The following is a 14,036-nucleotide window of genomic DNA, read 5'->3' on the forward strand; positions in this document are numbered from 1 at the left end:
ACGGTTCTGTCGCAAACTCAGATTGTGCGTTCTAAATTAAATAGGTACTTTTCCTTAGATACAATTATGCCGCTAAAGAATAAAACTGCTCCCATGGCGTCATTCCTTCTGAGTTAATCATCTGTCCTTGCTTAATCATGGCGCACACTTCAACACCTGATAATGTTGATTCTGCACCAATCCAAGACTTCCATCCTAAACATTGATGCATTTTACCTTTCACTTTTCGATGACTTTGTTCAACAATATTGTTGAGATATTTAACTGCCAATACTTCGATCATACGCAACATGTATCCACCTAACCAAAGGCTAATATTGATGGTATCTAACGCTGCTGCATTCGCGCCACTTTTATCGATAACAATTTTACTTGGCAATCCACTACTGCCTATCGCTTTATCAAAGAAGGCCCGTGCATCCTGTTCATTACGCGTTTCACTCAAATAGAAATCAATAATATCGCCATACTTATCGACGGCTCTATAGTAGTAGACCCACTTACCTTTGACCTTAATATAGGTCTCATCCATGCGCCATGAATCAGCTACTTTACGTTTTCTTTTTCTGAAATTGGCTTCAAGTAATGGCGGATATTTCGCTCAGCAAAAATCTCTTCTATTTCACGGTAACTTAATTTGTACGCTAAGTAATAACGAAGTGCTTGCATGATGATCTCTTGCGGGAAATAGCATCCTGAAAAGTTAAGTTTCATGTTAATAATACTCCGTTATTGTGACGTTGCATTATCAATATATCGCTTCACTTCGTCAACTTTGCGACAGAACTATAAGATATATGATGTAACCTGCGGGTTTGAAGTGGCTAAAAAAGGGGCGGAAGCAATAGGAATGTTGCACGTCACATTACAACATTCATTTGATAATAAAAATAATCTATTTACTGATTGGGTAGTTTTTCATTTTCCACTCACGGATGCCGCCATCCATTGAGATTACGTCTGTATAACCCATGCGTTGGATGAACTCAGCTGATAATGCAGAACGATAACCGCCACCGCAGTACAGTACGATACAGGTATCAAGTGCTGGGTATTTAGCTTCTAAATCACGCTCGATGATGCCACGGCCCATGTATTCAGCGCCACTAATACGACTTGCAGCCCATTCGCTTTCTTCGCGCACATCAACCAGTACAAATTGCTTACCTTCGTCTTGCCACTGCTTCACATCATCACAGCTACATTCTTTGACTACTTTACGTGCTTCATTACATAAATCTAAAAATCGCTGACTATGAGCCATGTTGTTATCCTTTTTTGTTTAATAGCAAATGCTTACCGAACTACAATTTCACTTTATATCTTATAATTAAATCATACAACGCATAAAACAACAAAAACCCGCACTAGGCGGGTTTTATGACAGTCCAAAGACCAATAAGTTAGCTAGGTTTCCCTAAGGCTTACATCATTGGGTCTTGGTCTGCGCCTTCTTTTTCTACCACTGGTGGTAACATCGTTTCACGACTTACGCCTAAGCGTAGTGCTAATGCACTTGCTACGTAAATCGAAGAATATGTACCAACCACGATACCAATCAGCAATGCGAGTGCAAAGCCGTGGATCAGTGCGCCACCTTTCAGGAATAATGATACTAATACCATTAATGTTGTACCTGACGTGATTAACGTACGTGACAATGTCTGCGTTAATGATACGTCCATGATTTCCACAGAGTCATCAGTACGCATGCGGCGGAAGTTTTCACGGATACGGTCAAATACAACGATAGTATCATTCAATGAATAACCAATAACGGTCAATAGCGCCGCTAAAATAGTTAAATCAAATTCAATCTGTAATACCGAGAAGATACCCAACGTGATAATAACGTCATGCGCCAGTGCCAATACCGCACCCGATGCTAAACGCCATTCAAAACGTACGCCAACATAAAGCAAGATACAAATTAACGCAGCAAGTAGCGCTAGGCCACCTTGCTCGGCTAATTCATCACCTACATTTGGACCAACAAACTCGATACGGCGCATTTCTACACTCTTATCGTAGACCTGTAATGCACTGATAATTTGGCTACCAAGGTGCTCATTGTCCAAACCTTCACGTGGGGCAAGACGGATCAAAACATCACGACTAGAGCCGAAATGTTGGATCACCGCATCACCAAATCCTTCCGCAGATAACAGCGGACGGATAACCTCAAGATCAGCAGGTTTATCATAACCCACTTCAATCACCGTACCACCAGTGAAATCAAGCCCCCAATTAATACCTTTAATCGCAATAGAAGATATCGATAAAATAACTAACAGCGCTGATAAAATAAACGCGGGCTTCGCCATTTTCATAAAGTGGATCGTGCGTTTTGTTTTAATAATTTCAAACATAATTAATCCCCTTAGATTGAAAGTTTATCGATTTTTTTATTACCCCAAAGGAAATTCACGATCGCACGTGTACCTATGATGGAAGTAAACATAGAAGCAGCAATACCAATTGCTAGCGTAATAGCGAAACCTTTGATCGCACCAGTACCAACTGCAAACAAAATGATCGCCGTTAATAACGTAGTAATATTCGCATCAGCAATAGTTGATAACGCATTATCATAACCACAATGAATCGCTTGTTGAATGCTACGACCGTCCCTTAGCTCTTCACGAATACGTTCAAATATCAGTACGTTTGCATCAACCGCCATACCGATTGTTAATACGATACCGGCAATACCAGGTAGCGTCATTGTCGCGCCCGGGATCATCGACATGATACCAATGATCATGATGATGTTTGCAGATAATGCAACATTGGCAACAAGACCAAATTTACGGTAGTAGATAGCCATAAAGATAACAATAGCGATCATGCCATAAATCATCGCAGCTAAGCCGTTTTCAATATTTTGCTTACCTAAGCTAGGACCGATGGTACGTTCTTCAACGATTTGAACTGGCGCTACTAATGCACCTGCTCGTAATAACAACGCCAGATTTTTAGCTTCGCTGCTACTGTCTAAGCCTGTAATACGGAAGCTACGGCCTAACTGTGCTTGAATTGTCGCCACGTTAATGACTTCTTCAACTTTTTTCAGTTTCGATTTGCCATCAGCCGTTTTCTCACCCGTTGGCTTGTATTCAATGAATACAGTTGCCATTGATGTACCGATTGCTTTCTTCGTCGCACGAGACATTTTACTGCCACCTTGCGAATCAAGATCGATATTAACCTGTGCACGACTAAACTCATCTAAGCTCGATGTTGCACCTGTGATGTGGTTACCTGTTAAGATAACTTGTTTCTTCAGCACAACTGGACGGCCGTCACGTGTGGTATATTTTTGGCTACCAGCAGGTACTCGGCTGCTGTAAGGGTCTGCTTTATTATCAACTAAACGGAATTCTAACGTTGCTGTTGCGCCTAAAATTTCTTTCGCACCAGCGGTATCCTGAACACCCGGTAATTCTACCACAATGCGGTCTGCACCTTGACGCTGTACTAGCGGCTCAGCAACACCTAATTGGTTTACACGGTTACGGATAATAGTGATATTTTGTTGAAGGGCATATTCTTTTATTTCGGCAAGTTTAGCTTCTGACATTTTTGCCGTTAGACTAAATTGACCATTATTTTCACTGTCGGTTAACAGTAGGTCGGCATATTTAGACTTAAGAAATTGCTCTGCTTGGTCACGTGTTTCAGCATCACGAAAACGCGCTGTGACACCGTTACTGTTTTTACGTATTGCGGTATAACGCAGTTTTTCTTCACGTAAATCGGTACGGAAATCTTGCAACATTTGATCTTGTGCTTTAACTAACGCTTCTTCCATATCAACTTCGAGTAAGAAGTGAACACCACCACGTAAGTCCAGACCCAGTTTTAGTGGTCCAGCACCAACGGCTTGTAACCATTCAGGCGTAGCAGGGGCAAGGTTTAAAGCAACAATAAATTTCTGACCAAGTTGTTCTTTTAATATTTCACTAGCAAGGAGTTGTTGTTCGCTGTCATTTAAACGAATTAACACTTGGTTTTTTTCTAATGAAACACTTTTATAACTGATTTCTTGTTTATCGAGTTCTGCTTTAACTTTATCGAGTGTTGATACTTCAATAACAGCACCACGTGCAGCAGAGACTTGAACAGCGGGGTCTTCCCCGTATAGATTCGGTGTGGCATAGAGTAAACAAATGGCGATCGTAGCGATCACCATTAGATACTTCCACAGAGGATATTTGTTTAACACAATATTACCTTACTGGGATACGGAAAAGATTAAAGCGACTTCATGCTGCCTTTTGGTAATACAGCGGCAATGTAGTCACGCTTAATAGTAACGTTAGTTGCTTCAGCAATACTGATCACAACATAATCATTACCGTCAGAAATCTTTGTGATCTTACCTACGATGCCACCAACAGTAAGTACTTCTTCACCTTTTGACAACGATGACATTAAGTTCTTCTGTTCTTTTTGACGTTTCGCTTGTGGGCGATAGATCATGAAGTAAAAGATCACACCGAAAATACCTAACATGATCAACATTTCGTAACCACCACCAGCTGGAGCAGAAACACCTTCAGCAGCAACTGCATTTGCAATGAAAAGACTCATTTTTATTTTCCTTTATAAATTTTGATATTGATATCATAAACCAATCACATTACATTACTACTAATGAGAAAGGTTTACCAAACTTTGATCGACAATCAGATTAGTGTTTGCTTAATAATTAAGCGTCAGACTTCGCTAAAGGTGGCACTTCACGGCCTTGTTTAGTATAGAAATCTGTAACAAACGCTTCAAACGTATCAGAATCAATCGCGTCACGGATACCTTGCATCAGGTTTTGGTAGTAACGCAAGTTATGCATTGTATTTAAACGCGCACCTAAAATCTCATTACATTTGTCTAAATGGTTCAGGTATGAACGCGAGTAGTTCTTACATGTGTAGCAATCACATTCAGGATCAAGTGTACCGGTATCGGTTTTATGCTTAGCATTACGGATCTTAATAACGCCTTCACTTGTGAACAAATGACCATTACGTGCATTACGCGTTGGCATTACACAGTCAAACATATCCACACCGCGACGCACACCTTCAATCAAATCTTCAGGTTTACCAACGCCCATTAAGTAGCGTGGTTTGTCTTCAGGTAGTTGTGGGCAAGTGTGCTCCAGAATACGGTGCATGTCTTCTTTTGGTTCACCTACTGCTAGGCCACCAACTGCATAACCGTCAAAGCCAATGTCTAATAAGCCTTTTACCGAAATATCACGTAAATGCTCGTAAACACCACCTTGAATAATACCGAATAAGTTATTTTTGTTTTCTAACTTATCGAAGTGATCACGTGAGCGTTGTGCCCAACGTAATGACATACGCATTGATTTGTCAGCTTCTGATTCTGTCGCTGGGTATGGCGTACATTCATCAAAAATCATCACTACGTCAGAACCCAAGTCATCTTGGATTTCCATTGAGATTTCTGGATCTAAGAAGATCTTGCTACCGTTTACAGGATGACGGAAATGCACACCGGCTTCGGTAATTTTACGCGTTTTACCTAGGCTGAATACTTGGAAACCGCCTGAATCAGTCAGGATAGGACCCTGCCAGTTCATGAAATTGTGTAAACCACCGTGTAGCTTCATCACTTCTTGACCAGGACGTAGCCATAAATGGAAAGTATTACCTAATAGGATATCAGCGCCGGTTGCATCAACTTCTTCAGGTGTCATGCCTTTTACCGTACCGTAAGTACCTACTGGCATGAATGCTGGTGTTTCAACTACACCACGTTCAAAGATTAAACGACCACGACGTGCGTTACCATTCGTTTTATCTAATTCGTATTTTAACTTCATATAAACCTCAAGTCAGAGAAACAGTCTGACATTACTTATCTCAAAAAATTCAAACAACGTACTTCAATAGCAATTGTTGATCGTTAACAAACTAGCCCTGAACGGATACGTATCAACTCACGACTAATCGAATTTATTTTACCGTTTGTTTAGTGACAAACATGGCGTCGCCATAACTGAAGAAACGGTATTTCTCAGCAATAGCATGTTGATAAGCAGACATCACATGGTCATAACCCGCGAATGCAGATAACAACATAATCAACGTTGATTCTGGTAAGTGAAAATTAGTGACCATGGCATCAACAAGCTGGAATTTGTAACCCGGATAGATGAAGATCTCGGTGTCTTCAAAGAATGGCGCAAGCGGTAAGCCCTTCGCCATTGTTGCTTGCGCTGCACTTTCTAAAGAACGCACTGACGTTGTCCCTACAGCAATCACGCGACCACCTTTCGCTTTTGTTTCAGCAATTTTGGCGACAACTTCTTCAGATACTTCGGCATATTCTGAATGCATATGGTGATCAAGAATATTATCCACACGGACTGGCTGGAAAGTACCCGCACCAACGTGTAGCGTCACAAATGCCGTGTTTACACCTTTCTCGGCGAGTTCAGCTAACAATGCTTCATCAAAGTGTAAGCCCGCGGTTGGCGCCGCTACAGCACCGGGTTTTTCATTATAAACCGTTTGGTAGCGTTCTTTATCTGAATCTTCGTCAGGGCGATCGATATAAGGCGGCAATGGCATATGACCAATGTCTTCCAATATTTCTAATACATGGCGTTCATCTAAAAATTTAAGTTCAAATAACGCATCGTGGCGCGCAACCATCTCGGCATTAACAGTGCCTTCTAAGATAAGTTGAGCACCTACTTTTGGTGACTTAGAAGAACGTACATGCGCAAGTACAGAGTGCTCACTGATAACACGTTCAACAAGTACTTCAATTTTACCACCTGAAGCTTTTTGACCGTACATACGCGCAGGAATAACACGCGTATTATTAAATACCATCAGGTCGCCAGCTTCCACTAAATCGAGGATATCAACAAACTGCTTATCAGCCAGCTCTCCGCTATTACCATTTAGTTGGAGCAGACGGCTTGAACGGCGATCCGCTTTCGGATAACGGGCAATTAACTCGTCAGGGAGACTAAAATTGAAATCTGAAACCTGCATGAAGGTACCTTAAAATCGAACTTAAAATTGAAATAGTCCGCTAGTCTAGTTATCAACAAGAAGAATATCAAGTATAGAAGAGATTAGTTCCAATTAAGGCACTTTAAACACGCACAAAAAAGCAGCTCAAGAGCTGCTTTTCATATTTATATCCGTATTTACTGCTTAATCAATGAGGATTATTCCCACTCAATTGTTGCAGGTGGTTTACCAGATACATCGTAAACAACACGGGAAATACCATCAATTTCATTAATAATACGGTTTGATACATGACCGATTAAATCATATGGAAGATGTGACCAACGAGCTGTCATAAAGTCAATTGTTTCAACACAACGTAGTGATACAACCCAATCATATTTACGGCAATCGCCCATTACGCCAACAGAGCGTACAGGTAGGAATACCACAAATGCTTGGCTTACTTTATGGTAAAGTTCCGCTTTGTGTAACTCTTCAATGAAGATAGCGTCAGCACGACGTAATAGGTCGCAATATTCTTTCTTCACTTCGCCAAGTACACGCACACCTAGGCCTGGCCCAGGGAATGGGTGACGGTAAAGCATGTCGTATGGAAGACCTAATTCAAGACCAATCTTACGCACTTCATCTTTAAATAATTCACGTAATGGTTCAACTAGACCCATTTCCATATCGTCAGGTAAACCACCTACGTTATGGTGTGATTTAATCACGTGTGCTTTACCATTTTTAGTCGCTGCAGATTCGATAACATCAGGGTAGATAGTACCTTGTGCTAACCATCTTGCATTGGTTAATTTCTTTGATTCTTCATCAAAAATTTCAACAAATACACGACCGATAATTTTACGTTTAGCTTCTGGATCACTTTCACCAGCCATTTGCTCTAGGAAACGGTTTTCAGCTTTAACATGCACAATTTTCAGACCAAAACGATCACCAAACATGTCCATTACTTGCTGACCTTCGTTTAAACGAAGTAAACCGTTATCAACAAACACACAAGTCAGCTTATCACCGATTGCACGTTGTAATAACATCGCAACAACAGATGAATCAACACCACCAGATAGACCTAAGATAACTTCATCATCACCGATTTGCGCTTTCATACGGGCAATTGCATCATCGATGATTGAGCTTGAAGTCCAAAGTCCGTCACAGCCACAGATATCTTTTGCAAAGTGAGCAAGCATACGCTCACCTTGACGAGTATGTGTTACTTCTGGGTGGAATTGAACGCCATAAAAACGTTTTTCTTCGTTTGCCATCGCAGCAAACTGACAAGTCGCTGTATTAGCAACTGTTACAAAGCCTTCTGGAATAGCAGAAACTTTATCACCGTGGCTCATCCATACGTCTAATAGTGCTTTACCTGATTCAGATACTGCATCTTCGATAGAGTTGAATAGCGCAGACTGTGCTTGCATTTCGATTTGTGCATAACCAAATTCGCCTTCGCCAGTACCTTTGATGACTTTGCCACCAAGTTGCTCAGACATAGTTTGCATACCGTAGCAGATACCCAATACAGGAACGCCTGCGTTGAATACATATTCAGGTGCTCGAGGTGAGCCCGCTTCAGTTACACTTTCTGGGCCACCAGCAAGGATAATACCGTTTGGATTGAATTCACGGATTGCCGCTTCATCTACATCCCATGTCCATAATTCACAGTAAACACCGATTTCACGGATACGACGAGCGATTAACTGCGTATATTGAGAACCAAAGTCCAAGATTAGGATTTTTTGCTCATGAATATTTGTGGTCATTAAAGATATTCCTGTAAATATATTTAGTAGTGGTTGTAATAATAGTAGAGGAGACACTTGTCTCCTCTTACATTATCAGTTTCTAACTATCTGTTCAGCTAAGCTTAGTTTGAACGGTAGTTTGGCGCTTCTTTAGTCATAATAACATCATGCACATGGCTTTCTGTGATACCAGAGCCAGTGATACGAACAAATTCAGCTTTGGTGTTCATTTCATGAATCGTTGCACAACCAGTTAGACCCATTGAAGAACGAATACCACCCATTTGTTGATGGATGATTTCTTTCAATTTGCCTTTATAAGGAACACGGCCTTCAATACCTTCTGGTACTAATTTGTCAGCTGCGTTTTCTGATTGGAAGTAACGGTCAGATGAACCCTTAGACATAGCGCCTAATGAACCCATACCACGGTAAGATTTGTATGCGCGACCTTGGTAAAGTTCAACTTCACCCGGTGCTTCTTCAGTACCAGCGAACATAGAACCAACCATCACACATGATGCACCAGCAGCAAGTGCTTTCGCGATATCACCTGAGAAACGGATACCACCATCAGCGATAACTGGAATACCAGTACCTTCTAATGCTGTTACTGCGTCGTTGATTGCAGTAATTTGTGGTACGCCTACACCAGTAACGATACGGGTAGTACAGATTGAACCAGGGCCGATACCTACTTTCACACAGCTAACGCCAGCGTCAACTAATGCTAGTGCACCAGAGCCAGTTGCAACGTTACCACCGATAATTTCTAAATCAGGGTATGCCGCGCGTGTTTCTTTAATTCGGTTTAAAACACCTTGAGAGTGACCGTGAGATGAATCAATTAATAATACATCAACACCGGCTTCTACTAATGCGTCGATACGTTCTGCAGTAGAACCACCTGCACCAACAGCAGCACCTACACGTAAACGACCTAATTCGTCTTTACATGCATTTGGTTTTTTCTCTGCTTGTTTAAAATCTTTAACCGTGATCATACCCGTTAGTTTGAAGTCTGTATTTACTGCAAGTACTTTTTCAATACGGTGTTTGTGCATTAGGCCAAGAACTTCTTCACGAGAAGCTTTCTTTCCAACAGTCACTAAACGATCTTTCGGTGTCATCACAGATTCAACTAGGGTAGTTAAATCATCAACAAAACGTACATCACGACCAGTAATGATACCCACTAGGTCATTGGCTTCGGTTACTACAGGAAAGCCAGCAAAACCGTATTGCTTAGCTAGTTCAGCTACATCAGCAATAGTCATATCAGGTTTTACAGTAACGGGCTCAGCAACAATACCACTTACATATTTTTTAACTAAACGTACTTCAGCTGCTTGGCGTTCAATAGACATGTTTTTGTGAACGAAACCAATACCACCTTCTTCAGCTAACGCGATCGCTAAACGGCCTTCAGTTACTGTGTCCATCGCAGCAGCAAGCATAGGGATATTTAGTTGGATATTTTTTGTTAGTTGAGTTTTTAGGTCAGCATCGTTCGGTAAAATAGTTGAATGAGCAGGTACAAGTAGTACGTCATCAAAGGTAAGGGCTTCTTTGGCAATTCTTAGCATGGGCAATATCTCACCTTGTTAAAGGTATAAAATGGACGACATAATTGGTATAAATATTGCGGACGAAGTATATTGATGGTTGAGGGTAAAAGCAAACTATATTTCAACTTTTTTTAGTTGTCATTGATCTTAATCCCCATTAAAAAGCAAATCTGCTACAATGTACCGACGCAATTACACCTACTTTTAACAGCTTAACGCTTAGAGAGCCTTATTTTGAACAATACCAATATTTATACAGTGACTCACTTAAATGCCAGCGTTAGGCAATTGCTTGAATCAGAGATGGGGACGCTGTGGTTAACGGGTGAAATCTCCAACTTTGTCGCACCGGCATCTGGACATTGGTACTTATCGCTTAAAGATAGCCGCTCACAAGTTCGCTGTGCAATGTTCAAAGGCAGCAACCGTCGAGTAACATTCCGTCCAGCCAACGGCCAGCAAGTATTAGCCAAAGTACGCGTCACCATGTACGAACCGCGGGGTGAATACCAGTTAATCATTGAATCATTAAGCCCGGCAGGCGACGGTTTATTACAACAGCAATATGAGCAGTTAAAAGCATCGTTAGATGCACAAGGTTATTTTGCCCAAGCGCATAAAAAACCCCTGCCCTTACACGCCAAACGCATTGGTATTGTGACTTCGGCAACCGGTGCGGCGGTACACGATATCCTTACCGTACTAGAACGCCGTAGCCCAAATCTGCCCGTGATCATCTACCCAACACTGGTGCAGGGCGCACAAGCAGCACCCGCGATTGTTAATGCCATTAATATTGCCAATCAACGTAATGAAGTTGATTTGTTGATTGTCGGCCGCGGTGGCGGTTCATTAGAAGACTTATGGTGCTTTAATGAAGCCTCTGTTGCCCATGCTATTTTTAACAGTCAATTACCGATTATCAGCGCTGTTGGCCACGAGATAGACGTCACTATCGCCGATTTCGTCGCCGATATGCGCGCACCAACCCCTTCTGCCGCAGCCGAACTCGTGAGTCAGGATCAAGCACACCTGCAACAACAGGTGACTAACCTGAGCCGACGTTTAAACAAAGCCATACAAACACAGTTAGCGAAAAAGCAACATCAACAGCGTTACTTACAACAAGCGTTGATGAACCAACACCCCCAGCGTAAATTGCAGCAACAAAGTCAAAAGCTCGATGAACTGAGCCTACGTTTAAACCAAGCAGTTAATAGCCATATTGGTAAGCAAAAATTACATCTAACCCAACTAACGGGTCGCTTACAGTCTCACTCTCCAGTGCATAAATTAACCGCGATGAAGCAACAACAAGCCAATTTACAAACTCGCTTACACAGTGCAATGCAACGCCGTTTACAACAAGAACAAAACCACTTACAAAACCTTGTACAACAACTCCAGACTGTGAGCCCATTAGCCACATTAACCCGTGGTTATTCCATTACGCAGAATGACAAACACCAAGTGATTACCTCAGTGGCCAAACTAAAATCTGGCGACAAGCTAGTCACCCGTTTTACCGATGGAGAAATACGTTCAACCATCGATTAAATTTAGATAAACAACTGATTTAAATGACAGTCCGTCACAAATTAAGATCGGGTTAATAAAAATAATAAATAAAAAACCTTGTGATACCGATCATTCGGCCGATACCCTAAATAGCTTTAATTTATGGTCATCACAAGGTAATTCAGTCATGAGTTCGATTAAAAATATTTACTCTTCCTACTTCATTGCGTTTATGCTCGCAATCTTGGTCTTAACAACCATCGGTATTAAAACGTTTGTCTCGCCACAGTTACTTGAATCTTCAGAAGACATCATTCACAAGTCATTACAAAACGTATCTGCAAACATTTTTAATAAACTGAATAAAGTAGAAGCTCAACAAAAAAATATCACGCAAGTTATCCCTGAATTATCGAGTGAACAAATTGATAAATTACTGCCAGCATTAGTCGACCAATATGGTGATAGCAACGTATTCGGTGGTGGTATTTGGCCATTACCTGATCAGCGTCAAGAAGGCACGCGTAAATTCAGTTCTTTTGTGCATCGTGATAGTAACAACCAATTGATCAGCAATGATTATTGGAATACCGCTGCAGCGCCAAATTATTTTGAACAGTCTTGGCACAGAGCCGGACAAAATGCCCCAAGAGGCACCTGTGCCTGGGCACCTGCATACAAAGATTCCGCCAGTACCGAAGCACGTACCAACTGTAGTATGGGTATCTATAAAGACGGTCGTCTATATGGTGCGGCGACGATTGACGTAACACTCGGTTTCTTTAATCAACTTGCTAAAGACTTAGAGCGAGAGTTCGGTGGCTACATTCTGGTTGTCGAACAAGATGGTAAGATCCTGAATAATACAGCAGCAACCTCGGGAGATTTATTATTAAAAACCACCGCATCTCTGGCATCACGCTCTGCATTTATTAATGCCGTAAATAGCAATTTAAACAATCAAAATAACAAACAATATATTAGTTATGATGCAGAGAATGGCGAAGAGTACGCGCTGTATTTTGAACCATTAGAAGGTACACCATGGTCCATTGCATTAGCAGTGCCAGTGGTATCTTTACATGAAAATGAGTCAGTTATTTTATCGATTATTGCAGCAATCCAATTACCACTCATGCTGGCTATCATTTGTTTTTGTTACATCACCTTTAAACGCCTGTCACAACGCTTAATTGTATTACGTGAAAGCATTGACCTACTTTCACAAGGTAATGCAGATCTAACAACACGTGTGCAAATCAAAGCAAATGATGAAGTTGGTGATATTGGCAACTCAGTGAATAATTTTATTAACTACTTACATACGCTAATGCTGTCAGTGAATAATTCATCAGTAAAAATTTCGGACTCGTTAATACAGGTCGAAGAACAAACTAAACTCACACACTGCATTATTCTCGGTCATGCGAAAGAAACGGAGCAAGCCGTTACTGCGATGGAAGAAATGAGTACCACAGCAAATATTGTGGCAACGAACGCGGCAGAAGCAGCGGCCGCAACACAACAAGTACATGACTCCGTTTCACAATCTAAATTGACCGTGGTTCGCGCGTCAAATAATGTACAGACTTTACTCGATGATGTGGAAGACACAGTTGTCAATATCGAAAATATGGCGCAGCATACCCAGCAAATCAGTGCAGTATTAACCGTAATTGGTGAGATTGCCGAACAAACCAATTTGTTAGCATTAAATGCGGCAATTGAAGCAGCGCGCGCTGGTGAACAAGGGCGTGGTTTTGCCGTGGTAGCCGATGAAGTCAGAGCATTAGCAGCACGCACACAAAACAGTACATCTGAAATTAATGCCATGTTGACGAAGCTTAATTCTGGGGTAAATGCGGTAGTCAGTGCGATGGATAAAACCAAAGAGCGCTGTATTACCACTGCAACGGATACCCAAGAAGTAAACCAAGATCTAGATAATATGGAAGTGGCGATTTCAACCATCAGTGAGCTTACCATTCAAATAGCGTCTGCGGCAGAAGAACAAAGTACAGTAAGTGCCGAAGTAACGCGAAATATGAATGAAATACAACTTATCGTGAATGAACTATCAAATAATGCAGAACATACTACAGCGACAACTCAAGAACTCGGTACCATGAATACCGAATTAAAAGACGTTGTAAGTAAATTTAATTTATAACGAC

At 41.4% G+C, this 14,036-nt stretch carries 10 protein-coding genes and 1 pseudogene; 2 read left to right on the forward strand and 9 right to left on the reverse strand.

Annotation, left to right across the window (positions count from 1 at the left end; all coding sequences use genetic code 11):
- Nucleotides 1-64: 64 nt before the first annotated feature.
- From AKG98_RS13320 to guaB, 9 genes and pseudogenes are all read right to left on the reverse strand, one after another.
- Nucleotides 65-714: pseudogene (locus AKG98_RS13320) on the reverse strand (IS6 family transposase).
- 181 nt (nt 715-895) lie between these two features.
- The gene (locus AKG98_RS13325) at nt 896-1,264 is read right to left on the reverse strand and encodes a rhodanese-like domain-containing protein (RefSeq protein WP_067046471.1); all 369 of its coding nucleotides are present in this window, start codon (nt 1,262-1,264) and stop codon (nt 896-898) included.
- Nucleotides 1,265-1,424: 160 nt separating this feature from the next.
- Nucleotides 1,425-2,369 carry a protein translocase subunit SecF gene (gene secF, locus AKG98_RS13330; protein WP_067046473.1) on the reverse strand — a complete coding sequence of 315 codons (945 nt, stop codon included), beginning with the start codon at nt 2,367-2,369 and terminating at the stop codon, nt 1,425-1,427.
- Between the two features lie 11 nt (nt 2,370-2,380).
- A complete protein-coding gene (gene secD / locus AKG98_RS13335) occupies nt 2,381-4,225 on the reverse strand; it encodes a protein translocase subunit SecD (protein WP_083543969.1) in 1,845 nt (614 codons plus the stop codon).
- A gap of 29 nt (nt 4,226-4,254) precedes the next feature.
- A complete protein-coding gene (gene yajC, locus AKG98_RS13340; protein WP_067046480.1) occupies nt 4,255-4,593 on the reverse strand; it encodes a preprotein translocase subunit YajC in 339 nt (112 codons plus the stop codon).
- A gap of 118 nt (nt 4,594-4,711) precedes the next feature.
- The gene (gene tgt / locus AKG98_RS13345; RefSeq protein WP_067046483.1) at nt 4,712-5,851 is read right to left on the reverse strand and encodes a tRNA guanosine(34) transglycosylase Tgt; all 1,140 of its coding nucleotides are present in this window, start codon (nt 5,849-5,851) and stop codon (nt 4,712-4,714) included.
- Nucleotides 5,852-5,984: 133 nt separating this feature from the next.
- Nucleotides 5,985-7,034 carry a tRNA preQ1(34) S-adenosylmethionine ribosyltransferase-isomerase QueA gene (gene queA, locus AKG98_RS13350; RefSeq protein ID WP_067046486.1) on the reverse strand — a complete coding sequence of 350 codons (1,050 nt, stop codon included), beginning with the start codon at nt 7,032-7,034 and terminating at the stop codon, nt 5,985-5,987.
- A 179-nt stretch (nt 7,035-7,213) separates the two neighbouring features.
- On the reverse strand, nt 7,214-8,794 hold the full coding sequence (gene guaA / locus AKG98_RS13355; protein WP_067046489.1) for a glutamine-hydrolyzing GMP synthase: 1,581 nt from the start codon (nt 8,792-8,794) through the stop codon (nt 7,214-7,216).
- A gap of 104 nt (nt 8,795-8,898) precedes the next feature.
- Complete coding sequence (guaB, locus tag AKG98_RS13360; protein WP_067046492.1) at nt 8,899-10,362, reverse strand: IMP dehydrogenase; 1,464 nt, start codon at nt 10,360-10,362, stop codon at nt 8,899-8,901.
- A 213-nt stretch (nt 10,363-10,575) separates the two neighbouring features.
- Between guaB and xseA the strand changes: the two genes are divergently transcribed.
- Both xseA and AKG98_RS13370 read left to right on the forward strand, forming a co-directional pair.
- The gene (xseA, locus tag AKG98_RS13365) at nt 10,576-11,901 is read left to right on the forward strand and encodes an exodeoxyribonuclease VII large subunit (RefSeq protein ID WP_067046495.1); all 1,326 of its coding nucleotides are present in this window, start codon (nt 10,576-10,578) and stop codon (nt 11,899-11,901) included.
- A gap of 148 nt (nt 11,902-12,049) precedes the next feature.
- The gene (locus tag AKG98_RS13370; RefSeq protein ID WP_067046498.1) at nt 12,050-14,032 is read left to right on the forward strand and encodes a methyl-accepting chemotaxis protein; all 1,983 of its coding nucleotides are present in this window, start codon (nt 12,050-12,052) and stop codon (nt 14,030-14,032) included.
- Nucleotides 14,033-14,036: the final 4 nt, after the last annotated feature.

The organism is Moritella sp. JT01, assembly GCF_001574435.1.
GTDB lineage: Bacteria > Pseudomonadota > Gammaproteobacteria > Enterobacterales > Moritellaceae > Moritella.